This is a genomic window from Streptomyces sp. NBRC 109706 (assembly GCF_000974485.1).
In the GTDB taxonomy this organism is placed as follows: Bacteria; Actinomycetota; Actinomycetes; order Streptomycetales; family Streptomycetaceae; genus Streptomyces.
On sequence record NZ_BBOM01000007.1, the window covers coordinates 238182 to 263041 of the forward strand.

Annotated in this window: 32 protein-coding genes and 1 pseudogene; 11 read left to right on the forward strand and 22 right to left on the reverse strand. The window is 72.1% G+C overall.

Annotated elements, in window-relative coordinates; genetic code table 11:
- Nucleotides 1–14 precede the first annotated feature (14 nt).
- Entirely contained in the window at nucleotides 15–539 is a 525-nt protein-coding gene (locus AOM46_RS15265) for a DUF6879 family protein (RefSeq protein ID WP_062211439.1), read from the reverse strand.
- A complete protein-coding gene (locus AOM46_RS15270) occupies nucleotides 511–822 on the reverse strand; it encodes a hypothetical protein (RefSeq protein ID WP_370592718.1) in 312 nt (103 codons plus the stop codon). The genes AOM46_RS15265 and AOM46_RS15270 overlap by 29 nt, the downstream gene beginning before the upstream one ends.
- Nucleotides 823–894: 72 nt before the next feature.
- Between AOM46_RS15270 and AOM46_RS35365 the strand changes: the two are divergent.
- A pseudogene (locus AOM46_RS35365) lies at nucleotides 895–1167 on the forward strand (glycosyltransferase family 2 protein); the annotation flags it as partial.
- Nucleotides 1168–1248: 81 nt separating this feature from the next.
- Complete coding sequence (locus AOM46_RS15275) at nucleotides 1249–2418, forward strand: methyltransferase domain-containing protein (RefSeq protein WP_234313792.1); 1170 nt, start codon at nucleotides 1249–1251, stop codon at nucleotides 2416–2418.
- Here the strand turns inward: AOM46_RS15275 and AOM46_RS15280 are convergent.
- The 3 genes from AOM46_RS15280 to AOM46_RS15290 are packed head-to-tail and all read right to left on the reverse strand — an operon-like array spanning nucleotide 2384 to nucleotide 3729.
- Nucleotides 2384–2845, reverse strand: a complete 462-nt coding sequence (locus AOM46_RS15280) for an NUDIX domain-containing protein (protein WP_062211448.1) — start codon at nucleotides 2843–2845, stop codon at nucleotides 2384–2386. The genes AOM46_RS15275 and AOM46_RS15280 overlap by 35 nt on opposite strands.
- A 46-nt stretch (nucleotides 2846–2891) precedes the next feature.
- Entirely contained in the window at nucleotides 2892–3245 is a 354-nt protein-coding gene (locus AOM46_RS15285) for a hypothetical protein (protein ID WP_062211453.1), read from the reverse strand.
- Between the two features lie 19 nt (nucleotides 3246–3264).
- Nucleotides 3265–3729 carry an ATP-binding protein gene (locus AOM46_RS15290; RefSeq protein ID WP_267887805.1) on the reverse strand — a complete coding sequence of 155 codons (465 nt, stop codon included), beginning with the start codon at nucleotides 3727–3729 and terminating at the stop codon, nucleotides 3265–3267.
- Nucleotides 3730–3968: 239 nt separating this feature from the next.
- On the opposite strand from AOM46_RS15290, the gene AOM46_RS15295 reads away from it, so the two are divergent.
- Entirely contained in the window at nucleotides 3969–4844 is an 876-nt protein-coding gene (locus AOM46_RS15295) for a helix-turn-helix transcriptional regulator (protein WP_062211457.1), read from the forward strand.
- On the forward strand, nucleotides 4841–5065 hold the full coding sequence (locus AOM46_RS15300) for a DUF397 domain-containing protein (RefSeq protein WP_062212632.1): 225 nt from the start codon (nucleotides 4841–4843) through the stop codon (nucleotides 5063–5065). The genes AOM46_RS15295 and AOM46_RS15300 overlap by 4 nt, the downstream gene beginning before the upstream one ends.
- A 160-nt stretch (nucleotides 5066–5225) precedes the next feature.
- On the opposite strand, the gene AOM46_RS15305 is transcribed toward AOM46_RS15300, so the two are convergent.
- Complete coding sequence (locus AOM46_RS15305) at nucleotides 5226–6110, reverse strand: LysR family transcriptional regulator (RefSeq protein ID WP_062211460.1); 885 nt, start codon at nucleotides 6108–6110, stop codon at nucleotides 5226–5228.
- Between the two features lie 113 nt (nucleotides 6111–6223).
- Between AOM46_RS15305 and AOM46_RS15310 the strand changes: the two genes are divergently transcribed.
- The 3 genes from AOM46_RS15310 to AOM46_RS15320 are packed head-to-tail and all read left to right on the forward strand — an operon-like array spanning nucleotide 6224 to nucleotide 9687.
- Entirely contained in the window at nucleotides 6224–6928 is a 705-nt protein-coding gene (locus tag AOM46_RS15310) for a succinate dehydrogenase cytochrome b subunit (RefSeq protein ID WP_062211462.1), read from the forward strand.
- 3 nt (nucleotides 6929–6931) lie between these two features.
- Nucleotides 6932–8947 (forward strand): fumarate reductase/succinate dehydrogenase flavoprotein subunit, encoded by a 2016-nt coding sequence (locus AOM46_RS15315; RefSeq protein WP_078856847.1) that lies wholly within the window; start codon nucleotides 6932–6934, stop codon nucleotides 8945–8947.
- Nucleotides 8944–9687 (forward strand): succinate dehydrogenase/fumarate reductase iron-sulfur subunit, encoded by a 744-nt coding sequence (locus tag AOM46_RS15320; RefSeq protein WP_062211463.1) that lies wholly within the window; start codon nucleotides 8944–8946, stop codon nucleotides 9685–9687. Before AOM46_RS15315 ends, AOM46_RS15320 begins: the two co-directional genes overlap by 4 nt.
- 96 nt (nucleotides 9688–9783) lie before the next feature.
- Here the strand turns inward: AOM46_RS15320 and AOM46_RS15325 are convergent, their stop codons facing one another.
- Nucleotides 9784–10617 carry an NAD(P)H-binding protein gene (locus AOM46_RS15325; protein WP_062211467.1) on the reverse strand — a complete coding sequence of 278 codons (834 nt, stop codon included), beginning with the start codon at nucleotides 10615–10617 and terminating at the stop codon, nucleotides 9784–9786.
- 89 nt (nucleotides 10618–10706) lie between these two features.
- Between AOM46_RS15325 and AOM46_RS15330 the strand changes: the two genes are divergently transcribed.
- Nucleotides 10707–11576, forward strand: coding sequence for an AraC family transcriptional regulator (locus tag AOM46_RS15330; RefSeq protein ID WP_062211470.1), 870 nt, complete (start codon nucleotides 10707–10709; stop codon nucleotides 11574–11576).
- A gap of 12 nt (nucleotides 11577–11588) precedes the next feature.
- Here the strand turns inward: AOM46_RS15330 and hisF are convergent, their stop codons facing one another.
- From hisF to hisD, 8 genes are read right to left on the reverse strand one after another with little or no spacing between them, the layout of a single operon-like run.
- On the reverse strand, nucleotides 11589–12359 hold the full coding sequence (gene hisF / locus AOM46_RS15335; protein WP_062211472.1) for an imidazole glycerol phosphate synthase subunit HisF: 771 nt from the start codon (nucleotides 12357–12359) through the stop codon (nucleotides 11589–11591).
- A gap of 1 nt (nucleotide 12360) precedes the next feature.
- Nucleotides 12361–12768 (reverse strand): Rid family hydrolase, encoded by a 408-nt coding sequence (locus tag AOM46_RS15340; RefSeq protein ID WP_062211477.1) that lies wholly within the window; start codon nucleotides 12766–12768, stop codon nucleotides 12361–12363.
- A complete protein-coding gene (priA, locus tag AOM46_RS15345) occupies nucleotides 12765–13517 on the reverse strand; it encodes a bifunctional 1-(5-phosphoribosyl)-5-((5-phosphoribosylamino)methylideneamino)imidazole-4-carboxamide isomerase/phosphoribosylanthranilate isomerase PriA (protein WP_062211480.1) in 753 nt (250 codons plus the stop codon). Before priA ends, AOM46_RS15340 begins: the two co-directional genes overlap by 4 nt.
- Entirely contained in the window at nucleotides 13514–14158 is a 645-nt protein-coding gene (hisH, locus tag AOM46_RS15350) for an imidazole glycerol phosphate synthase subunit HisH (protein ID WP_062211483.1), read from the reverse strand. Before hisH ends, priA begins: the two co-directional genes overlap by 4 nt.
- Nucleotides 14159–14163: 5 nt before the next feature.
- Complete coding sequence (locus AOM46_RS34600) at nucleotides 14164–14322, reverse strand: hypothetical protein (protein WP_062211486.1); 159 nt, start codon at nucleotides 14320–14322, stop codon at nucleotides 14164–14166.
- On the reverse strand, nucleotides 14319–14909 hold the full coding sequence (gene hisB / locus AOM46_RS15360) for an imidazoleglycerol-phosphate dehydratase HisB (protein ID WP_062211490.1): 591 nt from the start codon (nucleotides 14907–14909) through the stop codon (nucleotides 14319–14321). Before hisB ends, AOM46_RS34600 begins: the two co-directional genes overlap by 4 nt.
- Entirely contained in the window at nucleotides 14906–16021 is a 1116-nt protein-coding gene (locus AOM46_RS15365; RefSeq protein WP_062211493.1) for a histidinol-phosphate transaminase, read from the reverse strand. The genes hisB and AOM46_RS15365 overlap by 4 nt, the downstream gene beginning before the upstream one ends.
- Complete coding sequence (hisD, locus tag AOM46_RS15370) at nucleotides 16018–17355, reverse strand: histidinol dehydrogenase (protein WP_062211495.1); 1338 nt, start codon at nucleotides 17353–17355, stop codon at nucleotides 16018–16020. The genes AOM46_RS15365 and hisD overlap by 4 nt, the downstream gene beginning before the upstream one ends.
- 91 nt (nucleotides 17356–17446) lie before the next feature.
- On the opposite strand from hisD, the gene AOM46_RS15375 reads away from it, so the two are divergent.
- Nucleotides 17447–18226: an LON peptidase substrate-binding domain-containing protein gene (locus AOM46_RS15375; protein WP_062211498.1), complete on the forward strand. Its 780-nt coding sequence runs from the start codon at nucleotides 17447–17449 to the stop codon at nucleotides 18224–18226.
- Nucleotides 18227–18270: 44 nt separating this feature from the next.
- The gene (gene ybaK, locus AOM46_RS15380; RefSeq protein WP_062211501.1) at nucleotides 18271–18762 is read left to right on the forward strand and encodes a Cys-tRNA(Pro) deacylase; all 492 of its coding nucleotides are present in this window, start codon (nucleotides 18271–18273) and stop codon (nucleotides 18760–18762) included.
- Between the two features lie 55 nt (nucleotides 18763–18817).
- Here the strand turns inward: ybaK and AOM46_RS15385 are convergent, their stop codons facing one another.
- From AOM46_RS15385 to AOM46_RS15400, 4 genes are all read right to left on the reverse strand, one after another.
- Nucleotides 18818–19477, reverse strand: coding sequence for an ABC transporter permease (locus AOM46_RS15385; RefSeq protein ID WP_062211504.1), 660 nt, complete (start codon nucleotides 19475–19477; stop codon nucleotides 18818–18820).
- Between the two features lie 79 nt (nucleotides 19478–19556).
- Nucleotides 19557–20333 carry an ABC transporter permease gene (locus AOM46_RS15390; protein WP_078856915.1) on the reverse strand — a complete coding sequence of 259 codons (777 nt, stop codon included), beginning with the start codon at nucleotides 20331–20333 and terminating at the stop codon, nucleotides 19557–19559.
- Between the two features lie 29 nt (nucleotides 20334–20362).
- Nucleotides 20363–21370: an ABC transporter ATP-binding protein gene (locus AOM46_RS15395; RefSeq protein WP_062212638.1), complete on the reverse strand. Its 1008-nt coding sequence runs from the start codon at nucleotides 21368–21370 to the stop codon at nucleotides 20363–20365.
- 107 nt (nucleotides 21371–21477) lie between these two features.
- Nucleotides 21478–22734, reverse strand: coding sequence for an NYN domain-containing protein (locus AOM46_RS15400; protein WP_062211509.1), 1257 nt, complete (start codon nucleotides 22732–22734; stop codon nucleotides 21478–21480).
- Between the two features lie 183 nt (nucleotides 22735–22917).
- Here AOM46_RS15400 and AOM46_RS34050 point away from each other — a divergent pair, with 183 nt between their 5' ends.
- Entirely contained in the window at nucleotides 22918–23055 is a 138-nt protein-coding gene (locus AOM46_RS34050) for a hypothetical protein (RefSeq protein WP_158920440.1), read from the forward strand.
- A gap of 54 nt (nucleotides 23056–23109) precedes the next feature.
- On the opposite strand, the gene AOM46_RS15405 is transcribed toward AOM46_RS34050, so the two are convergent.
- From AOM46_RS15405 to AOM46_RS15415, 3 genes are all read right to left on the reverse strand, one after another.
- The gene (locus tag AOM46_RS15405) at nucleotides 23110–23766 is read right to left on the reverse strand and encodes a hypothetical protein (RefSeq protein WP_062211512.1); all 657 of its coding nucleotides are present in this window, start codon (nucleotides 23764–23766) and stop codon (nucleotides 23110–23112) included.
- Nucleotides 23763–24362 carry an RNA polymerase sigma factor gene (locus tag AOM46_RS15410; RefSeq protein WP_062211515.1) on the reverse strand — a complete coding sequence of 200 codons (600 nt, stop codon included), beginning with the start codon at nucleotides 24360–24362 and terminating at the stop codon, nucleotides 23763–23765. The genes AOM46_RS15405 and AOM46_RS15410 overlap by 4 nt, the downstream gene beginning before the upstream one ends.
- A 131-nt stretch (nucleotides 24363–24493) precedes the next feature.
- Entirely contained in the window at nucleotides 24494–24727 is a 234-nt protein-coding gene (locus AOM46_RS15415) for a hypothetical protein (RefSeq protein ID WP_062211518.1), read from the reverse strand.
- Nucleotides 24728–24860 lie beyond the last annotated feature (133 nt).

Genomic DNA, 24860 nt, shown 5'->3' on the forward strand with positions numbered 1-24860 from the left:
TTTCTCTGCGGCCGTCAGATCCGGTAGTCGTCGTGCGGCGTTGCCACGTTCCACACAGCCTCGAAAGCCGCGGTGCAAAGCTGCGCTACATCGGGCTGATCAGTCATCTCGTCCCCCAGGTAGGCGCCCTCACCCGAGAAGTACCCGAAACGAACGAGAGTTTCGTCAAAGAGCCAGAAATCGTTTCCGGGCAAGGCAATCGCTGACGCCTTTTTGCGAGGAAGCCAACGGATCTGTTCCCCGGCCAGGATGTTGGCAAATGTCCCGTCGTAGAGATAGCGGGTGTACCGGCTGACCGGCTCGGACACAATTCGCGCGCGGCGAATTTCAACGCCGCGAGCGACTGTCTCCGAAACCATGTCGAGCCACGGCCGCCACCAGGAACTGCGGTCGGCAGGGTCAGGACGGAACCCGGATTCCCAGGCGGCAACGCGCGGCGCCTCGTCCGGATCGTCATAGTGGTCACGCATCTCAAGATGAAGCGCGGACCGCCGGCACCCTGCAAGCAGTTCACTGAACGGTGGAGCGGTCCGCCACATCACAAGCCTCCCGAATTGCTGCCACCATCCGCATGGGTAGCCGCACGATCTCTTCGCTGTCCGGAATCGGGCCGGTCGTCAGGCAGTCAGCACGCATATCGGCTTCCGCCTTCCAACCCTGGAACACCAACTCCTGCCGGGCTTCGTCCACCCATACCGTCGGGCAGTTCGCGCCGTCCGTGCCGGGGTCCTTCGCGACAAACCTTAACGTCATGACTGCCCCCAGATCGCCGTGCGTTCTACGTCGTTCCACGAACACTGAGGTCAGGTGCAGCGCCGTCAAGAGCGTGTCCCGGCCACGAAAACCCCGTCGCGCCGACGGACGTGACGGAGACGCCCGCTGGCACGTGGGCATCGGGCCTCGCCGGCGCGGCACGCCGTCTACTACCGGTTGACCGCGCGGAACCGGGTCTGGCTCGCCCGGCGGCGCCTCCCGGCCCCCCTTGTGCCGCTGTACCTAGGGACATGGGTGCTGCTCACCCTGGCCCGCACCCGGTCGTCAACGGGCTTGCGGGCCTGGGCGGGTGGCTTCGCCGAGGGATGCCGGGTCAACGGAGGGCCACGGCATCCCATGCGATGGCGCACCGTCTGGCAGATGACCCGCCTCGGCCGCCCCCCGGTTGTCTAACCCGGCACCGAGCCCCCCGTTCCGACGGGTAGTCAACGTGTCACCATGAGTCGGACGACGGCGAGGGGAAGAAGGACCAGCGTGTCGGTAATCGCAGCGCGGTGGGGTGAACTGGACGCCGTCATGGTGGAGTCGGGGTACTGGCCGGAGCGTTCGCCCTGGATCAGGGAGGCCATGCAGCGTCTGCCTCGTCATGACTTCGCCGCCGACCGGCTGTGGTTCTGGGACGGGTACGCGTACCGGTCCGTGGATCGCGCGACCGATCCCGACGGCTGGGCGGATCAGGTCCACGCCGGGCCGCACGATGCCGCGATCACCCAACTCACGGACGGCCGCCCGTCGTCCAGCCTGTCCGCCCCCGCCGTGGTGGCGGACATGCTGGACTCCCTGCTGGTCGAGCCCGGGCACCGCGTCCTCGAACTGGGCGCCGGCACCGGATGGAACGCCGCGCTGCTGGCCCATCGGGTCGGTCCCGGCCTGGTCACCTCCGTGGAGGTGGACGGGGATCTCGCCGTCGCCGCCCGGGGCCGACTGGCGCGCGCGGGGGTGAAGGCCGCGGTCGAGGTCGGCGACGGCACGGCCGGCTGGCCCGGCGGGGCGCCCTTCGACCGGCTGATCTCCACCTTCGCCGTCGAGACGGTCCCCTGGGCGTGGGTGGAACAGACGTCTCCCGGCGGCCGGATCGTCACCCCCTGGGGGCGGATGGGTCATGTCGCGCTGACGGTCGCCGCCGACGGCAACGCGGCGTCCGGCTGGTTCCAGGGCCTGGCCCAGTTCATGCCGACCCGGGGCACCGCCGGCTCCCTGACCCTGGCGCAGGTTCGCGAGGGGATGCCCGCCGAACACGAACGTCCCCTCGGCCGCGATCTCGCCCCCCTGCACCACAACGCGCATCTGCTGTTCGCCCTGCGGATCGCCCTGCCCACCGTGCAGGTCATCACCCGGGCCGAACACGGAGCGGTGACGGCCTGGCTGCATGACGGAGACTCCTCCTGGGCGGCGCTCGACGGCTCCAAGGCCGTGGCCCACACCGGCGGACCGCGCGACCTCGCCGCCGAACTCGACCGCGCCTGGACGCAGTGGACGGAGGCGGGGATGCCCGATGTCTACGACTTCGGCATGACCGTCGAACGTGAGGGGCGCCAGGTCGTCTGGTGCCGGGAGCCGTCCGCGGGCCCCTACGGCCCTGCCGCCCCCCTCGGGGCTCAGGGTTCGCTCAGCAGAACGTCGCCTCGGGACGGTCTCCGTTGACGAGAACGGGCAGCTTGCGGCGTTGGCCCGCCGCGATGATGGCGTACTGATAGAGGGCCGGGGGCTCGTGCAGCTCCCGCAGCGGCACCCAACTCGCGCCGTCCTTGGGCTTGTTGGACGGCAGGTCCGGCAGATGTCCGCCGTCCAGCACATAGGCCAGGCCGGTCAGCTCCCCCTCCTCGTCGGTCACCGGGCTGACGGCGTAGACGTCGGACAACGCCCGGTCGCACCCCGTCGTCTCCATCAGCGTCTCGCGGGCGGTCAGGATCAGGCAACGCCCGTTCGGCACCCGCCCGTTCGGCAGTACCCAGCCGTCCTCCCGTCCCCCGTAGCTGCCGCGCACCATCAGCACATGGTTGGTCCGCGTGGTCGCCAACACATGGAAGGTGATGGACAGGCTGGAACGAACGATCGTCGTGCGTGGCATGAATTCCCCTGGTTCGGTTGGACAGTTGGTTCGCGTCGAGGGCCGGCTAGCCGAGGGCCGGCAGCAGCCCCGACAGCGCGGTGAGCAGGCACATCAGCCCGACGAACACCGGCCCCACCACCCCGCCCCCGCCGTCTCCCGGCGGCGGCGCGGGCGGCAGGTCCTCGCGGGCGATGACCCGCCAGTGCCGTTCCGTGCGGGCGAGAAAGAGCGTGTGCCCCGGATGGTCCTGCGAATGATGGATCGACCAGACCGCGACCGGGAGCGAATCGTTGTCGAAGAGCGGGGACCTGGCGTCGCAGGTCATGCACTCCGCACCATGGATGCCCTCCGGCACCCCCGGCCCCCGCTCCTCCACCAGCACCCAGTCGGCGCCCTTGACGATCTCGTGTTCGCTCATGACGAGCCCCCCTCCTTGATCATGTTCCCGACTCGTCGGGGAACGCCGAACGGCAGGTGAACCAGACCGTTTTCCCCATCAGGGGGCCGTCCGGGGAGGCGTACGGGGTCGGCATATAGCCGAGATCGTCGGCCAGTTGACGCAGCAGCCACAGCCCGCGCCCGCATTCGCCCGTCCAGTCCGGGGCCTCGCCGATCACCGGCGGCTGGGCGGACCGGTCCCACACCTCCACCAACACGGCCCCGCCCCCGCGGCTGATGCGGAGGCAGCAACGTGGATCGGGCACATGGCGGCAGACGTTGGTGAGCAGTTCGGTGACGCCGAGCCGGACGAGGTCCACGGCATCCGCCGAGGCGCCCCAGTCGGCCATCCGACGTCCGGCCGAGCGGCGCAGGCCCTCCATCCGGCGAGCCTCGGCGAGTAACCCCCGGGCGAACACCGGGGGCGCGAGCCTTGAACTCCTCGGACTCCTCAGGACGTTCATGGAACACCTCCAGCCGCGACAACGCGGGCGTGGGCAGCAGAAATCTGCACACACAGCGGAGTGGTTCGACACCGCTGTGCACATACGGCAGTGTGGGTCACGTGACCTGGGGAGCGCAACTCCCGTGTTCTAACCGGGATTCGAACACGTTTCACCAACGGGTGACCTGGGGTTGCACGCCCCGTGCAACCCGGAGATACGCTGCCCACACGTCATCGGGGCAGCACCGGGAGGGGCCCATGTCCATCAACCTCAACACCAACGCGATCTTCGCCATGCGGGACGTCGGCGAGCAGTTGCAGGCGCTGCGCGACCGCTCCGGCCTGCGGCAGGACGATGTGGCCGCGAAGCTGGGCGTCACGCGGTTCACGGTCAGCAAGTTGGAGCGCGGGCAGGCGTTTCCGACGCCTTCTCAGCTGAAGGTCTTCTTCAAGCTGTATTCGATGAGCCCGGAGGAGCGGGCGAAGTTGCAGGTGACGGTTGACCAGGGACGGTCATACGGCCGCGCCTGGTGGGAGGAGCAGCGCTTCCGGGATCTGTTCAAGGGCGACTCGTACCGCTACTTCCATGTCGAGGACGCGGCCCAGCACCTGGCAAGTCACTCGGGCACCTATGTCCCGGGGTTGCTCCAGACCCGGGAGTACGCCGAGGCCATCGCCGACTTCGAGATGCAGCAGGACAGCGCGGAGCGGCGGGAGTCCTTTGTCGAGTCCCGGGAGCGCCGCCAGGCCATCCTGACCCGGAAGAACCCAACCGAGGTCGATCTGATCTGCCTGGAGTCGGCGGTGCGGGCGGCGGTCGGCGGCCCCGACGCCATGCGGGCCCAACTGAAGCATCTGGTCGCGATGATGGAACTGCCGAATGTCACCTTCCGGCTGATCCCCTACTCGGCCGGAGCGCCGGGCATCGTCAGCACGCTGTTCACCATCGTGGACTTCCCCGGAACGGACAACCGGAGCGTGGTCTCCCAGGAAAAGCTCACCGGTGAGATGCTGCACGATGACCCTGTCGAAGTTCGGCGCGCCCGGCGCAGGTTCACCGGTCTCGCGGACTATGCGCTGAGCCCGGACGAGACGCTTCAGCTCCTGCGAACAATTGAGAAAGAATGCCGATGAACGACGAGAAGGAACGACTGCGCTCCGCCCCCCTGGACGGGGTGTGGGTCAAGTCCTCCTACAGCAACGGCAGCAGCGGTGACTGCGTGCAGCTGATGCCCATCGACGGCGGGGTCGCCGTCGGGGACTCCAAGGCCCCCGGCCGCACCCCCCAGCGCTACACCCGCGCCCAGTTCGCCACCTTCCTGGCGAGCGTCAAGGCCGGCGCGTTCCAGCAGTAGCGGCAACCCACCACACCCGGCCCACGCCCCCTGCGGCGTGGGCCGTTCGCCGTCGCCAGGTGGCCGCCGGGCCGGCCCGGCTCCGCGTCGGTGGGAACGCCCCCGGCCGTCGCCGGCCGCCAGGCCGGCGCGGCCTGGCCTGCGCCGCGCCGCGCAGGCGCTACGCAGCCGCCGTCGTGAGGATGATGCGCTGAAGCTCTCTGGCCGCGCGGGTCGGGGAGACGTCGCCGCGGTGGGCCAGGGAGATGGTGCGGTACAGCCCTGGCCGCGCGAAGCGCGCGGTGCGGAGGCCGGACCGGGCCGCGACCATGCTGGGGACGACGGCCACGCCGAGGCCGGCGCGGACAAAGCTGAGCACCGCGTCCATCTCGCCGCCCGCCACGCTGAAGGTGGGCTCGAAGCCGGCGGCCTGGCACGCGGCGAGGGTGAGTTCCCGCAGGTCGTAGCCGTGCCGGAACATCACCAGCGGGCGGTCGCGGAGGTCCTGGATGCGGATCGGGCCGGCCGGCAGCGGGTCCCGTTCCGTCGGGGACGAGATCACCACCAGCTCCTCGCGGAGCAGTTCGTCGGTGGTGAGGGCGGGGGCCTGCCCGCTGAGCGGGGTGATCACCAGCGCCAGGTCGAGCTGGCCGGCGGCCAGCGCGCGGACCAGGTCCTGGGAGCCGTCCTCGTGGACGAGGAGTTCGACGCCGGGATAGCTGTCGCGGAAGTCGCGGAGCACATCGGGCACCAGGCTGGCGCAGAGGCTGGGCGGCGCGCCCAGGCGCACGCGCCCCCGGCGCAGCCGGGCGACCTCCTGCACCTCGCGGCGGGCGGTCTCGGTGTCGGCGAGGATGCGGCGGGCCAGGGGCAGCAGCGCGACGCCGGCGTCGGTGAGGGAGATATGGCCGCGCGCCCGGTGGAACAGCTCGGCGCCCAACTCGCGCTCCAGCGCCTTGATCTGCTGGGAGAGTGACGGCTGGGCCACATGTTCGCGACGCGCCGCGCGGGTGAAGTGGCGGGTGTCGGCAACCGCCACGAAGTACCTCAACTGTTGCAGCTGCACCCGTTCCCACCTCCCGCGATGGCGGCCGACTCCGTATCGATAGGCTAACGCTATCGAAATCACTCGATCTATGTCTTGGACCGATTCCGCATCGCCCCCTACCTTCGGGTCTCATGGCACTGGCGACGCGCACCGAGCGCCGAACCCCGACCGTGGTCAGGTTGTGGCGTTCCACCATCGGCAAGAAGACGGTCATGGCCGTCAGCGGCGCGGTGATGCTGCTGTACCTGGTCGCCCACATGGTGGGGAACCTCAAGGTCTTCTTCGGCGCCGACGAGATGAACCACTACGCGCACTGGCTGCGGACGATCGGCGATCCGATCCTCCACTACGAGTGGCTGCTCTGGATCATCCGGGTGGTGCTGCTCGCCGCCGTGGTGGCCCACGGGGTCGCCGCCTACCAGCTGAGCCGCCGGGACCTGGCCGCCCGTCCGGTGGGGTACAAGCACAAGCTGGCCCGCACCAGCTACGCGACCCGCACCATGCGCTGGGGCGGGGTGATCCTGGCCCTGTTCATCGTCTGGCACCTGCTGGACCTGACCACGCACACGGTCAACCCCAACGGTGAGGCGGGCAAGCCGTACGAGAACATCGTGGCCACGTTCAGCACCTGGTACGGGAACACGATCTACGGGGTCGCGATGATCGCGGTCGGTCTGCACATCCGGCACGGCTTCTTCAGCGCCGCCCAGACCCTCGGCGCCGGCAGCGCCACCCGGGACCGTTCCCTGCGGCTGGTCGCCAACGGCCTGGCCCTGGTGCTGACCCTCGGCTTCCTCTCGGTACCCATCGGTGTGATGACCGGAATTGTGGAGTAACCCATGACCTCCCCCATCGAGCCCAGCGAGCCCTCCCAGGGCACAGCCCGTCAGCCCGACGCACCAGGGGACGGCCTCGGTTATCTCAACTACCGGGTGGGCGAACCGCTGGTGGACACCAAGGCGCCCGAAGGCCCGATCGAGGAGCGGTGGGCCAGGCGCCGGTTCGAGGCCAAGCTGGTCAACCCGGCCAACCGGCGCAAGTACTCGGTGATCGTGGTCGGCACCGGCCTCGCCGGCGGCGCGGCGGGCGCGACGCTGGCCGAACAGGGCTACCACGTCGTCCAGTTCTGCTATCAGGACTCCCCGCGCCGGGCGCACTCCATCGCCGCCCAGGGCGGCATCAACGCGGCCAAGAACTACCGCAACGACGGCGACTCGGTGCGCCGGCTGTTCTACGACACGGTGAAGGGCGGCGACTTCCGCGCGCGGGAGTCCAACGTCCATCGGCTGGCCGAGGTCTCGGTGGAGATCATCGACCAGTGCGTGGCGCAGGGCGTGCCGTTCGCCCGCGAGTACGGCGGGCTGCTCGACACCCGTTCGTTCGGCGGCGTCCAGGTGTCGCGGACCTTCTACGCCAGGGGGCAGACGGGGCAGCAGCTGCTGCTCGGCGCCTACCAGGCGCTCTCCCGGCAGATCGCCGCCGGCAATGTGGAGATGCACGCCCGCACCGAGATGCTGGACCTGATCGTGATCGACGGTCGGGCGCGCGGCATCGTCGCCAGGGATCTGGTCACCGGCAAGATCGACGTGTACATGGCCGACGCGGTGGTGCTGGCCAGCGGCGGGTACGGCAACGTCTTCTATCTGTCCACCAACGCCAAGAATTCCAACGCGACGGCCGTCTGGCGGGCGCACCGACGCGGCGCGCACTTCGCCAACCCGTGTTTCACGCAGATCCACCCGACCTGCATCCCGCGCTCGGGCGACCACCAGTCCAAGCTCACCCTGATGAGCGAGTCGCTGCGCAACGACGGCCGGATCTGGGTGCCCAAGGAGCGGGGCGACACCCGCCCGCCGGGCGAGATCCCCGAGGACGAGCGGGACTACTACCTGGAGCGGCAGTACCCGTCGTTCGGCAACCTGGTGCCCAGGGACATCGCGTCCCGCGCCGCCAAGAACGTCTGCGACGAGGGGCGGGGCGTCGGGCCCGGCGGGCAGGGCGTCTATCTGGACTTCGCGGACGCCATCGCCCGGATGGGCCGGGACACGGTTGAGGCCCGCTACGGGAACCTCTTCGAGATGTACCAGCGGATCACCGACGAGGATCCGTACCAGGTGCCGATGCGGATCTATCCGGCCATCCACTACACGATGGGCGGCCTGTGGGTGGACTACGACCTGGCCACCACCGTGCCGGGTCTGTTCGCGGTCGGCGAGGCCAACTTCTCCGACCACGGCGCCAACCGGCTCGGCGCCTCGGCGCTGATGCAGGGCCTGGCCGACGGCTACTTCGTGCTGCCCGCCACCCTGGCCGACTTCCTGGCCCGGCACCCGCACGACGATGTCGCCGCCGACCATCCGGCGGTCACGGAGACGGTCACCGAGGTGACCGACCGGCTGGAGCGGCTGCTCGCCAACGACGGGGACCGCACGCCCGACTCGTTCCACCGCGAGCTGGGCGAACTCCTCTGGGACGAGTGTGGGATGTCGCGCAACGAGCAGGGGCTGCGCAAGGCCCTGGAACGCATTCCGGCGCTGCGCGAGGAGTTCTGGCAGCGGGTCAAGGTGCCGGGCAAGGGCCAGGACCTCAACCAGTCCCTGGAGAAGGCCAACCGGATCGTCGACTATCTGGAGCTGGCCGAGCTGATGTGCCTGGACGCGCTGCACCGGGCGGAGTCCTGCGGCGGTCACTTCCGGCAGGAGAGCCAGACCCCGGACGGCGAGGCGGAGCGGCGCGACGACGAGTTCACCTACGCCGCCGCCTGGGAGTTCACCGAGCCGGGCCGCCCACCGGTGCTGCACAAGGAACAGCTGGACTTCTCCTACGTCCACCCCACCCAGCGGAGCTACGCGTGAGACTCACCCTGCGCATCTGGCGCCAGTCCGGACCCGACGAGCCCGGCTCCATGAGGAGTTACGAGGTCGACGGCATCGCTCCCGAGATGTCCTTCCTCGAAATGCTGGACACCCTCAACGAGGAGCTGATCCTCGGCGGCGACGAGCCGGTCGCCTTCGACCACGACTGCCGGGAGGGCATCTGCGGCGCCTGCGGGATGGTGATCAACGGGGAGGCCCACGGGCCCGACCGCACCACCACCTGCCAGCTGCACATGCGGCACTTCAAGGACGGCGACACCGTTGACATCGAGCCCTGGCGGGCGTCGGCGTTCCCGGTCGTGAAGGACCTGGTGGTGGACCGTTCCGCCTTCGACCGGGTGATCGGTGCCGGTGGTTTCGTGTCGGCGCCGACCGGCAGCGCCCCGGAGGCGCATGCCACGCCGGTGCCCAAGGCGGACGCCGACACGGCGTTCGAGCACGCCGAGTGCATCGGCTGCGGCGCCTGTGTGGCGGCCTGCCCCAACGGCTCGGCGATGCTCTTCACGTCCGCGAAGGTGGTGCATCTCAACGTGCTGCCGCAGGGCGCGCCCGAGCGGGAGAGCCGGGTGCTGGACATGGTGGAGACCATGGACACCGAGGGCTTCGGCGGCTGCACCAACACCGGCATGTGCACCTCGGTCTGCCCCAAGGGCATTCCGCTGTCGTCGATCTCCACCATGAACCGCGAGTATCTGCGGGCCATGCGCAAGGGCATCTGAGACCGACTCCGAGACCGGCGGAGCCGGGCCGACGTCCCCAACGCAACGGCCCGGCCCGCCCCTCGGGCACTCGTCAGATCGGGACCATCCGTCCGGTCAGGACCAGGCCCCGGCGGCGGCCGCCCTGGCCGCGTAGTCCTCGAAGCGGACGGGATCGCGGCCCAGGATCCGCCGCACCCCGTCGGCCGGGTCGGCGAGATGGCCGGCGCGCATCACGTCGAAGATGCTGCCGACCTCGGCCACCGCCTCCTCCGACAGCCCGTCCGCCAGCTGTTCCGCCGCGTAGTCCGCCGGCGAAAGCTCCTCGAAACGGATCTTCCGCCCGGCCGCCTCGGCCATGACGGCCACCGCCTCGGCGAAGGTGAGGGCCCGGGGCCCCGAGATGTCGTACGCCCGGCCGTGGTGACCGTCCGAGGTCAGCAGCGCGGCGGCGACGTCGGCCACGTCCCGGACGTCGACAAAGGGCTCGGGCACCCCGCCGGTCGGCAGGGCCAGCCGGCCGGCCCGCAACGGGGCGTGCCACAGGTCCTCGTCGAAGTTCTGGTCGAAGTTGTTGGCACGGATGATCGTCCACTCAACGCCCGAGCCGCGCACCGCCCGCTCCCCAGCCGCGACGCTCGGGAACAGTTCGGGGTCGTAGCGGTCCATGCCGCGTCCGGAGAGCGCGACAAGGCGGCGCACCCCGGCCTCGACGGCCAGTTCGACGAAGACCTCCGCCAGCGCGGGGTCGGCCGGCGGCACCAGATAGACGGCCTTCGCGCCCCTCACCACGGCCGGCCAGCTGTCCCGGTCGTCCCAGTCGAAGCGCACCTCGCCGGAACGGGAGGCCGCCCGGACCCGGTGGCCCGCCGCGCGCAGCGTGGGCACCAGCCGCCGCCCAGTCTTGCCGGTCGCCGCCAGTACCAGGATGTCCTTGCTGTTCGTTGTCATGGCACCGAGTCAACTGCCCGGAGACCGCCGACGACATGGACGACCGTACGCGGAACATGTCCGATCGTCCGACGGTTAACGTGAGCACCATGCACGCCTACGACGATCTGCTCCGCGGCGTCCGCACGGATGTCGTCGCCTTCCGCCGCGTGGAGCTGTCACCCCCGTGGACGCTGCGCCCGGACGGGGCGGCGCCCCTGACGCTGTACGCGCCGCTGCGCGGCGAGAGCTGGATCTCCGTGGAGGGCGAGGCGCCGCGCCGGCTCGGCGGCAACGACGTCGCCATCGTGCGCGGCCAGGGGCCGGTGCTGCTGACCGACCGCCCCGGGCGCCCGGAAGACGGTGCGCCGGCCGACGGCACGGTGCTGCTGGTCGGCGGCTACCGGGTGTGGGGCCGGGTGGCGCGTCGGCTGCTGGCGGCGCTGCCGCCGCTGCTCGTGGTGCCGGACGAGGGCGACGACGAATGCGGGCCGCTCATGGAGCTGTTGGGCGCGCAGGTCTCGGACTCCCCACCAGGGCAGCAGGTGGTGCTCGACCGGCTGCTGGACTGGCTGTTGGTCTGCACCCTGCGCGGCTGGTTCGACCAGCCGGAGGCCGTCTCCGGCGGTCTGCTGCGGGCCCTCGGCGACGAGACGGTGGGCCCCGCGCTGCGCGCCATGCACGCCGCGCCCGAACGGCCCTGGACGCTGGCCGCGCTGGCCGGCGAGGCGGGCGTGTCCCGCTCCACGCTGGCCGGACGCTTCAGCCGGCTGGTCGGCGAGCCGCCGCTGGCCTATCTCACCGACTGGCGGATGTCGCTGGCCGCCGAGCTGCTGACCGACACCGAGGCGACCGTCGCCGCCGTGGCCCGCCGGGTCGGCTATGCCGACGCGTTCGGGTTCAGCACCGCGTTCAAGCGGTTCCACGGGGTCAGCCCCAGCGGCTACCGGGAGCGCGCCGAGGCGCCCGCGCCCGCCTGACCGGGCGCGGGCTCACCGGACGGGGTGCCCCGCCTCCCGCAGCGTCTCCTTGACCTGGCCGATCCGCAGATCCCCGAAGTGGAAGACGGACGCCGCCAACACCGCGTCCGCGCCCGCCTCGATCGCCGGCGCGAAGTCCGCCAGCCGGCCGGCGCCGCCGGAGGCGATCACCGGGACGGCGACCCGCGCCCGCACAGCGGCCGTCAGCTCGGTGTCATAGCCGTCCTTGGTGCCGTCGGCGTCCATGGAGTTGAGCAGGATCTCGCCGGCGCCCAACTCGGCCGCCCGGTGCGCCCACTCGACCGCGTCGATCCCGGTGCCGCGCCGGCCGCCGTGCGTGGTGACCTCGAAGCCGGACTCCGTCTCCGTGCCGGGCCGCACCCGGCGCGCGTCGACGGAGAGCACCAGCACCTGTCGGCCGAAACGCTCGGCGATCTCCCTGATCAGCTCCGGACGGGCCACCGCCGCCGTGTTGACGCCGACCTTGTCGGCGCCGGCCCGCAGCAGCCGGTCCACATCCTCCGTGGTGCGCACGCCGCCGCCCACCGTGAGCGGGATGAAGACCTGCTCGGCGGTGCGGCGCACCACGTCGTAGGTGGTCTCCCGATCGCCGGACGAGGCGGTGATGTCCAGGAACGTCAACTCGTCGGCGCCCTCGGCGTCATAGACCCTGGCCATCTCCACCGGATCGCCGGCGTCCCGCAGATTCTCGAAGTTGACGCCCTTGACCACCCGGCCGGCATCCACGTCCAGACAGGGAATGACCCTGACCGCCACGCTCATCTCACGCACCTCCCGCGTGTGTCGCTCCGGCGTACGCCTCCAACTCGACCTGCACCAGCACCCGGGAGTCGGGGAAGCCGACCACCAGCACCGTGCTGACCGGGCGGATCTCCCCGAAGAACTCCCGATGGGCCCGCGCCACGTCCTCGCCGTCGCGGGCGTGCGCGAGATAGAGGCGGGTGCGCACCACGGCGCCCGCGTCGAGCCCGAAGGGCTCCAGCGCGGCCACCGCGTCCGTCAGCGCCGACCTGGTCTGCTCGTAGGGATCGCCCAGCGCCGAGGCGCCGGCCGCCGGTGGCAGCGTGCCGCCGACCAGCACCAGCTCGCCGGCGGCGACCGCCCGCGCACTGCCCAGCGTGCGCTCCCACTCCCCGGCGACGCCCTCGCGCCCCGGCTCGCCGCCGGTCATGCCGAGGCCACCGTCTCCAGCGCCTCCTCCAGGGTGAACGCCCCCGCGTAGAGCGCCTTTCCGACGATGGCGCCCTCCACCCCCTGCGGGACCAGGGCGGCGATCGCCGTCAGATCGTGCAGCGAGGAGACCCCGCCGGAGGCCACCACGGGCCGGTCGGTGGCGGCGCAGACATCGCGCAGCAGCTCCAGGTTGGGGCCCTGGAGGGTGCCGTCCTTGTTGATGTCGGTGACCACATAGCGGGCGCAGCCCTCGGAGTCGAGCCGGGCCAGCGTCTCGTAGAGATCGCCGCCGTCCCGCGTCCAGCCCCGGCCGCGCAGCGTGGTGCCCCGCACATCGAGGCCGACGGCGATCCGGTCGCCGTGCTCGGCGATGGCCTTGGCGACCCACTCGGGGGTCTCCAGCGCGGCGGTGCCGAGATTGACCCGGGTGCAGCCGGTGGCCAGGGCGGCGGCCAGCGTGTCGTCGTCGCGGATGCCGCCGGACAGCTCCACCTTGAGGTTCATCGCGGCGGCCACCTCGGCGATCCGGGCGCGGTTGTCGCCGGTGCCGAAGGCCGCGTCCAGATCGACCAGATGCAGCCATTCGGCGCCCGCCCGCTGCCAGGCCAGCGCGGCGGCCAGCGGATCGCCGTAGGACGTCTCGCTGCCCGACTCGCCATGGACCAGCCGGACCGCCTGGCCGTCTCGGACATCGACGGCCGGCAGCAGTTCGAGAGTGCGGCGCGGGGACGGAGTTGCGGAGGTCACAGGCTCTCAATCCAGTTGGTGAGGAGGCGGGCGCCGGCGTCGCCGGACTTCTCCGGGTGGAACTGCGTGGCCCAGAGCGGGCCGTTCTCCACGGCGGCGACAAAGGGCTGACCATGCGTCGCCCAGCTGACCAGCGGCGGCGCGATGGCCTCGCTCGCCGAGGGCGGCAGCTCCCAGTCGTGGACGGCGTAGGAGTGCACGAAGTAGTAGCGCTCCTCGGGCGACAGGCCGGCGAAGAGCGCCGAACCCTCGGCGACGTCCACCGTGTTCCACCCCATGTGCGGGACGACCTCGGCCTTGAGCGGGCCGACCGTGCCGGGCCACTCGTCGAGCCCTTCGGACCGCACGCCGTGTTCGATGCCCTGGGCGAAAAGGATCTGCATCCCGACGCAGATGCCCAACACCGGGCGCCCGCCGGCGAGTCGGCGCTCGACCGCCCAGTCGCCCCTGGCCTCGCGCAGCCCCGCCATGCAGGCGGCGAACGCGCCGACCCCGGGGACCAGCAGGCCGTCGGCGTCCAGTGCGGCGTCCAGGTCGCGGGTGATCTCCACCTCGGCGCCGGCCCTGGCCACCGCGCGCTCGGCGGAGCGGACGTTGCCGAAGCCGTAGTCGAAGACCACCACGGACTTGCGTGGTGCCATGCCGCTCACACCTCCAGCCGCAGCACGCCGGCGACCAGGCAGAGCGCGCTGGCGACGGCCAGCAGCACGATGACGCCCCGGGGCAGGCCCTGCTTGGCGAACGAGTAGACGCCGGTGCCGAGGAAGAGCCCGGCGGCGATCAACAGCGTGGACGTCGTGTTCACAGGGCGCCCTTGGTGGACGGGATGCCGGTCTGCCGGGGGTCTATCTCGCTGGCGTAGCGCAGCGCCCTGGCCAGCGCCTTGAACTGGCACTCCACGATGTGGTGCGCGTTGCGCCCGTAGGGCACCTCGACATGCAGCGCGACCTGCGCCTGGGCGACGAAGGACTCCAGGATGTGCCGGGTCATCGTGGTGTCGTAGGCGCCGATCATGGGCGCCATGCCCGCCGGCTCCTGGTGCACCAGATAGGGCCGACCCGAGAGGTCGACCGTGACCCGGGCCAGGGACTCGTCCAGCGGCACCGAGGCGTTGGCGAAGCGGACGATGCCGCGCTTGTCGCCGAGCGCCTGCCGGAACGCGGCGCCCAGCGCCAGCGCGCTGTCCTCGATGGTGTGGTGGCTGTCGATGTGCAGATCGCCCTCGGTCTTGACGGCCAGATCGAACAGACCGTGCCGGCCGAGCTGGTCCAGCATGTGGTCGAAGAACCCGACCCCGGTGGACACGTCGACCCGGCCGGTGCCGTCCAGATCGATCTCGACGGTGACCGAGGTCTCCTTGGTGGTGCGTTCCACCCGACCCACGCGGCTCATTCGTTGATCTCCTTCGTGACTGCGCGTACCGCGTCGAGGAACGCGTCGTTCTCCGCCCTGGTGCCCGTGGTGACCCGCAACCGGCCCGGCACGCCGTTGTCCCGGACGAGCACCCCGTGGTCGAGCAGCCGACCCCACACGGCGTGGGCGTCGGCGAACCGGCCGAACTGGACGAAGTTGGCGTCCGAGGCGGTGACCTCGACGCCGAGCGCCGTCAGCTCGGTGACCATCCGATCCCGCTCGGCCTTCAGCTCCTCGACATAGCCGAGCAGGGTGTCGGCGAACTCCAGCGCCGCGAGGGCGGTGGCCTGGGTGACCGCCGACAGGTGGTAGGGCAGCCGCACCAGCTGCACGGCGTCGACGACGGCCCGGTCGGCCGCGAGATAGCCGAGCCGAAGCCCGGCCGCGCCGAACGCCTTGGACATGGTGCGGGTGAACACCAGGTTAGGCCGTCCCTCGATCAACGGCAGCGTCGAGGGGCGGTGACTGAACTCGGCGTATGCCTCGTCGACCACCACCAGCGCGCCACGGCCCCCCTTGGCCCGCTGCGCCGCGTCGTACAGCGCCAGGATGCTCTCCGCCGCGAGGGCGGTGCCCGTCGGGTTGTTGGGCGAGCAGAGGAACACCACATCGGGCCGGTGCTCGTCGATGACGGTGACGGCCGCCTCGGTGTCGATGTCGAACTCCGGCGTGCGCGGCCCGGAGATCCAGCCGGTGCCCGTGCCCCGGGCGATCAGCGCGTGCATGGAGTACGAGGGATCGAAGCCGAGCGCGGTGCGGCCCGGGCCGCCGAAGGTCTGGAGCAGCTGCTGCAGCACCTCGTTGGAGCCGTTGGCCGCCCACACCTGGGTGGGCTCCAGGGCGTGCCCGGTGGTGCGGGTGAGATACCCGGCCAGCTGGGTGCGCAGGCCCACCGCGTCCCGGTCGGGATAGCGGTTGAGGGTGCGCGCGGCCTCGGCGACCCGCTCGGCGATGCGCTGGACCAGCGCCTCGGGCAGCGGATGCGGGTTCTCGTTGGTGTTCAGCCGGACGGGCACCTCCAGCTGGGGGGCGCCGTAGGGGGTCTTGCCGCGCAGTTCGTCCCTGATGGGAAGTTCGTCGATGCGGGTCACTTGGTGTCCGGGACCTTCCATGCGAAACGTGCCTTGACCGCCGAGCCGTGGGCCGGCAGATCCTCCGCCTCGGCCAGGGTCACCACCTGCGGGGCGACCTCGGCCAGGGCCGCGCGGTCGTACTCCACCACATGGACGCCGCGCAGGAAGGACTGCACCGACAGGCCGGAGGAGTGGCAGGCGCAGCCGCCGGTGGGCAGCACATGGTTGGAGCCGGCGCAGTAGTCGCCCAGGGAGACGGGGGCGTGCGGTCCGACGAAGACGGCCCCGGCGTTCCGCACCCGGGCGGCGACCTCGGCGGCGCGCTCCGTCTGCACCTCAAGGTGCTCGGCGGCGTACTCGTCGACCACCGCCAGGCCCTGCTCCAGATCGGCGACCAGCACCGTGTAGGACTGGCGCCCGGTGAGCGCCTCGGTGATCCGCTGGTGGTGCTTGGCGGCGGCGACCTGGGTGCGCAGCTCGGCGTCCACCGCGTCGGCCAGCGCGACCGAGGGGGTGACCAGGACGGCGGCGGCCAGCTCGTCGTGCTCGGCCTGGCTGATCAGGTCGGCGGCGACCAGGGCCGGATCGGCCGTGTCGTCGGCCAGCACGGCGATCTCGGTGGGGCCGGCCTCGGCGTCGATGCCGATGATGCCCTTGAGCAGGCGCTTGGCGGCGGCCACATAGATGTTGCCCGGGCCGGTGACCAGCTTGACCGGGCGGCACTCCTCGGTGCCGTGGGCGAACATCGCGATCGCCTGGGCGCCGCCGGCCGCGTGCACCTCGTCGACGCCGAGCAGCGCGCAGGCGGCGAGGATCGTGGGGTGCGGCAGCCCGTCGCTCCACTCCTGGCCCGGGGTGCGCTGCGGCGGGGAGCTGACGGCCAGCGACTCGACGCCGGCCTCCTGGGCCGGCACCACGTTCATCACGACGGACGACGGATAGACCGCCTGGCCGCCGGGGACATAGAGGCCGACGCGTTGGACGGGCAGCCAGCGCTCCGTGACCGTGCCGCCGGGCACCACGCGCACCGTGTGGTCCTCGCGGCGCTGGGCGCGGTGGACCAGACGGGCCCTGCGGATGGACTCCTCAAGCGCCGAGCGCACCGCGGGATCCAGCTCGGCCAGGGCCCGCTCCAGGGCCTCGGCCGGCACCCGGGTGCGTTCCAGGCGAACGCCCTCGAACCGCTGCGCGTAGTCGATCAGTGCCGCCGTGCCGCGATGATGCACGTCTTCGCAGATGGGCCGCACCTTCTCCAGGGCGGCCTCGACGTCCAACTCGGCGCGGGGCAACAGGGCGCGGTCGACGGCCTCGGCGGAGGAGGCGGCGGCGCGCAGATCGATTCGGTTCAGCACGGGGTCAGTGTCGCAGACGGGTCCGACAGGCCAGGGACGCGTTTCACCATGCGGTCCCGAGGGGGCTTACCAGCCGATAGGCTGGCCGGTCGTGACGACCACCCGCCTGCCGCTGTTTCCCCTCAATACCGTGCTGTTTCCCGGGCTGGTGTTGCCGCTCAACGTCTTCGAGGCCAGATATCGCGCCATGTTCCGCGATCTTCTCGACCTGCCGGAGGGCGAGCCCAGGCCGTTCGGCGTGATCGCGATCAGGGACGGACACGAGGTGGCGCCCAGCGGCCTCGGGCTGCCGGACGACGCGGAGCCGCCGGCCGGCGCCGGCGCCGGCTTCGCCGACGATCCGATGCGTTCCTTCTTCGAGGTGGGCTGTGTCGCCGACGCCTCCACCATCAGGGCCAGACAGGTGCCCGGCGAGGCGGAGGACTCCACGGCCGCCGACGAGGAGGTGACGGGCTACGAGGTGCTGGCCACCGGCACCTCCCGGTTCCGGCTGTTGTCGGTCGACGCCGGCGGCCCCTATCTGGTCGGCGAGATCGAGCAGTTGGACGAGGAGGCGGGCGAGGGCGCCGGGGCGTTGGCCTCGGGGGTGCTCCGGGCCTTCCGCAAGTACCAGAAGGCCCTCGCCGGTGCCAACGAGCGCACCCTGGCCCCGGCGCAGGAGCTGCCCGACGACCCCTCGGTGGTGTCCTATCTGGTGGCCGCGGCGACCATGCTGCACACCGCAGACAAGCAGCGGCTGCTCCAGGCCGCCGACACCGCGACCCGGCTGGCCGACGAGCTGCGGCTGCTGCGGCAGGAGACGGCGCTGATCAGCAAGCTGCCCTCGGTGCCCGGCGCCGAGTACACGATCCGGCCGACCAGCCTCAACTGACGGCGCCCGGCGGCGAACCGGCCGGGCGGAGGGAGCGACGCGCGATGGCTCGAAGAAGCGGGTCGGACGGCTCCACCCCGGCGACCCTGGCGGCCGGCCGGGCCGGCGTGCCGTTCACGCTGCACCGTTACCCGCACGATCCGGCGGCACCCTCGTTCGGCGTCGAGGCGGCGGAGGCGCTGGGCAGCGATCCGGCGCGGGTGCTCAAGACGCTGGTGGCCGTGGTGGACGGGGCGCTCACGGTGGCGCTGGTGCCGGTCTCCGGGTCGCTGTCGTTGAAGGCGCTGGCGGCGGCGGTCGGCGGCAAACGGGCCGCGCTGGCGGAGCCGGCGGTGGCCGAGCGCGCCACCGGCTATGTGGTGGGCGGCATCTCGCCGTTGGGCCAACGCCGCCGGCTGCCCACGGTGTTGGACGCCTCGGCGCACGAGCACGCCACGGTGCTGGTGTCCGCCGGGCGCCGCGGTCTTGAGATCGAGCTGGCGCCCGCCGACCTGGCGACCCTCACGGCGGCCCGGGTGGCGCCCATCGCCCGCTGAGCCCGCTGACCCTGCTGAGCCGCTTGGGGGCGTCGCACGGGGGCGTCGCGCGTGTTCAGGGGTTGGCCGGGCCCGCCGGGGTGTCCCAGCGCGGTGGGGCCTGGGCCGGCCGGGGCGCGGGGTCCCGGGGGCCGAAGCCGGCGACGCAGAGCAGATGGACGAGCAGCGCGCCGAAGGGCAGCCCGAACAGCACGCTCCTGGCGCCGAGGTCGAGGGGCGCGTCGAAGATCTCGTTCTGCTCCAGCTCGGCGACCCGCCCCGCTATGTCGTCGGTCGGGCCCAGCCACATGCCCAGCTGCCAGGCCAGCCAGGCACCGATCCCGGCCCCCACCGCGAGGCCGAGGACGACCGCGACCCCGCCGCGTCGGCGCAGCAGGAAGGTGACCAGCCCGGCGACCGCGCCCACGCCCAGGGCCAGCAGCAGGAAGACGCCGTCGGCGGCGATCGCCTGCTGTCCCTCGGAGTTGGCCAGCAGCACGTCCTGGCCGCGGAGGACCAGCGGGATCTTGGGCGCCCGCCAGGCCCACAGCGCGCCGAGCAGCACCCCGGTCAGCAGCGCCACCGGCGCGGCGACCAGCAGCCCCTCACGTATCTCGCGCCCCCAGTCGGGGCCGCCGGCCGGCCCGGGCGGGGCGGCGGGCCGGGACCACGGGTCGTGGGCCGGCCGGGGCGAAGCGACGGAGCGGAAATCCGGTGCTGGCTGGGGAGAGTCCACCCCGTCATCCTGCCAGGTGCGGGCACCTGTTCGGCCGTGGGGACGACCGTTTGGCTGATCAGCTCATCGGGGCGGCTGGTCAGCGGGTCGCGGCGCGCCGATAGGCCCAGGTGGCCAGGGCCAGGGTGACCACGCCGACGGCGGCGCAGACGGCGAGGTGGCCGATGATCAACGCCGCGTCGGGGCGCGGCCCGAACATCTCGGCCAGCGCGTCGACGCCATAGCTGGACGGCAGCAACTCGCGTGTCCAACGCAGCGGTTCGGGCAGCCGGCCGGCCGGCAGCACGCCGAGGAGCAGGGCCGCCGACATGCCCAGCTGGCCACAGAGGGTGGCCAGCTCGGGGCGGGGCGCGAGCAGCCCCAGGGCCGCGCCGAGCCCGGCCAGCGCCGCCCCGGTGAGCGGCACCACGGCGATCAGCAGCCACAGCCCGCCCATCGGCAGCTGGTAGAGCAGCGCCCCGGTGACCGCCGTCACCACCACCCCCGGCACCGTGAACGAGGCATAGGCGGCGGCGACCCCGAGCACCACGGCGCCGGCCGGCACCGGGAGCGTCGCGTAGTGGTCGAGCCCGGTGGCCCGCAACTGGCCGAAGTACTGGGCGAGCTGGTTGAGCGCGACAAACGCGACCACCAGCACCGCCGAGCCGGCGACCACGGCCGTGGCCTCGTCCCCCGCTCCCCCGTCGACCACGCCGCGCATCAGGATCATGATCCCGATGGACTGGAAGGTGGCGACGAACAGCAGCGGCACCCTCGCCACCCGCGTCCTGGAGAGCTGGGCCCGGTAGACGGCGGCCAGCGAGGGGAGGAAACGGGCGGCCGGCGCGAGGGGTACTTCCCCGGGGGCCTCGGTCATCGTGCGGTCACGCACCTGTTCGATCAGGGTCACTGTCGGACCAGCCCCTCGCCCCTGCCGCCGAGGGCCAGATAGACGTCCTCCAGGCTGGGCGTCGCGAGCGTGAAGTCGTCCAGGGCGGCGAACGCCTCGCCCTGGGTGACGGCGGCGACCACGGCTCTGGCCCGCTCCGGCGGCAGCCGCAGCGTCCAACGGCGGCCGGTGACGGCGGCCTCGGCGCACAGCTCGGCGATCCGGGGCACGGTGAGGGGCGGGTCGCCACGCCAGACGAGGTCGAGCCGCACCTGGACGTCGATCAGCGTCTTCAGGCCCTCGGGGGTGTCGCAGGCGATCACCCGGCCGGCGTCCAGCACGGCGACCCGGTCCAGCACGGTCTCGGCCTCCAGCACGTTGTGGGTGACCAGCAGCACCGTGGTGCCCTGTTCGGCGCGGCGGCGGTCGAGCGCCGCCCAGACCGCGCGGCGGGCCATCGGGTCCATGTTGCCGGTCGGCTCGTCCAGCACCAGCAGCGGTCGGCCGCCGACCAGCGCGGCGGCCAGGCAGGCCAGCCGACGCTGACCGCCGGAGAGCCGCTTGAGCGGCCGGTCGGCCAGCTCGCCGAGGGCGAGCTCGTCCAGCACGGCGTCCCGCTCGGCGCCGGCCGCCGACGCGCTCAGGCCGCGCAGCCTGGCGGTGGTCTCGACGGCGAGCGACACGGTCAACTCGTCGAGCGCGGTGGCCTCCTGGCCGAGGTAGGCCACCAGCCTGGCGGCCCGCTCGGGATGCCGGACGAGGTCGTGGCCGAAGAGCGAGATGCCGCCGGCGTCGGGGCGCAGCAGCCCGGTGAGCTGTTTGACCAGGGTGGTCTTGCCGGCGCCGTTCGGGCCCAGCAGCCCGAAGATCTCGCCGCGCGCCACCCGCAGGGTGATGTCGTCGTTGGCGGGGTGGGCGGTGCCGGCCGTGCCTCTGCGGCGGGCGGAGCGATAGGTCTTGGTGAGGCCGTGCACCGTCACCGCGGCGAGCGGGGTCGCTGGAGAGTCCGGAGTGCGCGGTGCCATCGTGGTCTGGGGCCCGGCCCGGCCGATGGAGGAGGCCACGGCCACGAGCCTACGTGGCGCGGTCGGCGCGCGGAACGGCGGGCCCTGCCTGCGCCGGGCCGGCCGCGTCAGGACGGGGCGCGCTCGGCGCCGGTGCGGCTGTCCACCTCGCGCCAGAAGCCGGCTCTGATGGCATATCTGTCCTGCTCGTCGATCTGGTCGTCCTTGTGCGCGAGCAGGCCGAACCTGGCCGCGTAGCGGAGCAGTTCGCCGTCGATCCGGTGCGGGATCCGCGGGTACTCGGTGGACAGCTGGCGCAGCGGGGACTCGCCGGCCAGGCGCTCCGTCCAGCGGCGGGCGAAGACCTGCCCCACCTCGAACGGGTCCCCGCTGACGGCCGTGATGTCCTCCTCACGGTCGGCCCAGCGCTGTTCGGCGCTGGTCAGCTGGGCGAGCGTGGGCAGCGCCGCCGTCTCGGCCGTCTCGTCCGAGGGGCCGCGCTCCACCCAGCCGCGGTCGGACGACCAGCGCAGCGTGGCGGTGGGGGGCGGCGGGACGGGGCGGCCCAGGGAGGCCAGATCCTTGGGCGTCGGCACGCCCTTGGCCGCCGGCGCGGCGGGCTCCTCCTCCTGGGACGGCTGGTAGGGCACCGAGGCGGTGGCGGCGGCCGAGCCGTTGACCGGCCCGGCGGGCCCGGCGGAACCGGCCGACAGCGGCTGCGCGGCCGGCTGCTCGCAGCCGGCGGGCTGGGCGTCGCCGCCGGTGGACTTCTCGGGCAGCGGCGCGGAGAGGATGGCCGCGATATCGGGGCGGGCCATGCCGCCGGCGGACTGCGGCTCGCTGACCCGCATCGCGCGGGTGATCCAGGCGCGGTCCAGCACGCGGCGCTCGTCGGCCTCGGCGACCAGGTCCTCGGACTGGTTGTAGTCGCCGTCGGCGGCCTGCACGGCCCACAGATGGACGGCGACCCCGTGCTCCTTGGCCGACATCAGCCCTGGCAGCAGATCGCCGTCCCCGGTGATCAACACGATGTCGGCACAGGCGCGGTTGCGGGCCAGCTCGGTCAGCTCGGCGTGCATCGCGGCGTCCACGCCCTTCTGCGCCCAGCGACCGTCACTGCGGGTCAACGCGCCGAGCCTGACGGTGACTCGGGGCATCACCCGGAGCCTGCGGTGTTCCGGCTGGGGCACGCGGTCGGGGGCGCCGTCGAACCAGTAGATCCGCAACAGGCTGCAGCCGGTGTCCTCCTCGGCGCGGTCGCGGAGGCCCTGGATGAGTCTGGCGTGGTCCACGGTGATACGGGGACGCGCGGGCTCTCCGGCGAGCAGGCTGGCGGCGGCACCCAAGAGGTAGCCCGCATCAACCAGCACGACGCAGCGGTCCACGTGGCACCTTCCCTTCGCCGGACGTTTCACTGAGTCTGCCCGACGAGGCGGCCGTTATCTGTCCTACGCGATCTTCGGCGTGGCAAACCGCCTTCCCATGATCGGAATGCGAACTTTCGCGCCACATGTGAGTCTGGTGACGGCGCCAACTTCCGTGGGGGATCACCCAGCCAGGAGGCGATCATGGCCAAGGAGAAGAAGCGCGACCGCTCGAACGAGTCCGGCCGTTCGGAGCGCCCCCAGGAGTCCGCCAGGGCCGAGGCGCCCAGCGAGGAATCCCGGGGCCGCAAGCAACGGGAGCGGAAGTTCGGCCACAACTGACCGCGCGGCTCCCGGAGTCGTCGCCCCGGCCCACCGGCCGGGGCGACGCCGACCTCACTCCTCGGCGCCGGGCAGGGGCGCGCAGGCTCCCTCCACGAAGGCGATGGCACCGAGGTGGGGCTGATCCACCAGCACCACGGTGTCCCCCGGCGACAGCCGGTAGATGGCTTCCTCGGGGAACTCCCGGCCCGGGCTCCGGGAGTAGGCGGTGCTCGCACTGCCCGTGTGGGGCCCCTCGGGCTCCACGAGTATGGCCCCGCCCAACGCCTCGCCGACCTGGATCATGTCCGCGTCCGTCCACCCCGTCGTCTCGTCATGACTGCCGAGCCAGGAGCGGAAGAACACGCCGTCGGGGAACGGCCGGCACTGGTAGTCGGCCGGCGGGTTGTACACCGAGGTGACCCCGGCCGCCGCCAACTCGGCGAGGAACGACTCGATTTCCTCCTCCCCGTCCGGCCAGTCGGAGAGCCGCACCTCTATCCCGCCCGCGCCGTCGGACGCCACCGCATAGGCGGGCGAGGCGCCGCCGCCGGGCAGCAGCACCAGGGCGGCGGCCACGGCGCCGGCCATGGCCAGCCCCCAACCCGCCCGCCGCGCGGTGCGGGCCCGGGGCCGCGCCGGCTCCGGCTCGGCCACTGCCGAGGCATGCTCGGCGGCGTGCGCGACCTCCCGCTTCAGCTCGGTCAACAGACGGTCCTCGAAGTTGCTCATGCCTCACTCCTCGCGAAATCGACGCGGCGCCGCGGGACTTCCTCTGGCGGGCCGACCTGCGCCCGCAGCTTCCCCCTGGCCCGGTGCAGCCGCACCCTGGCGGCCACCTGGCTGATGCCGAGGGCCCTGGCGGCCTCGGGCACGGACAGCTGATCCACCGCGACCAGCTCGAGGACGGCACGCTCGCCGTCCGGCAGATCGGCCATGGCGGCGAGCAGCCGGCGCCCCGGGCGCTCGGCGGCAAGCCGCTCCTCAAGGCGCGTGATGTCGTCCGGCTCCAGCAGCCGGCGCCCGGCGATCCGGCCCGTGAGGGCGTGCTGTCGGGCGACGCGGCGGCGCTCCGCCGAGGTGACGTTGCGGGCCACCCCGAAGAGCCAGGCGCGTTCGTCGCCCAGGCGCGGGCGGTAGGTGTGCCCGGAGTCGATGACCGCGAGGAAGACCTCGGCGGTCAGATCGGCGGCGGTATGGGGGTCCTCGACCCGGCGGGCCACGAAGCGTGTCACCGCGTCCACATGACGGCGGTAGAACTCCTCGAACAGCTCCGGATCACGCGCGGCGGCCCCGGGACCGCCGCGACTTCGGGTGACGATGCGCACGCGCGCTCTCCCGTCCTCGTCCTGCCTTACACCCGTACTTGGGCGGCGAGGGGGAAAGCGTTACATGCAGTCACAGGAGGAGGTCGGCGGGGCCCACCGGCGCGTTCCGGACAGCGCGCTCGCGCGGGGGTTCAGTCGCCGAAGGCGTGTCGTTCGTGCGCCGCCGCGAAGTAACGGGCGTCGGCCACCTCGGACGGCACCCGTTCCACCGGCGGCCTGCCCCGGTGCACGATGTCACCGGCCTCGTGCGTGCAGCGCAGCCGGTCCTCGTAGGCCGATCCCGGGAAGTACCGCTCCAGGGCGTGCACCGTCTCCTCCCCCGACGTGTGCACCTCCCGCAACAGGAACACGGCTTTCTCGATCATCTGGGATTCCACAGGGCCCCACCTTTTCCACGGTTCTCCCAAGAGTTCCCACGGAATCCCGTCACCGGATTCCGTGGTTTTCTCTCTCCGCTTTCGAAGGTAGACCTCGAATGTTCCCGTATCGGTAAAGCCG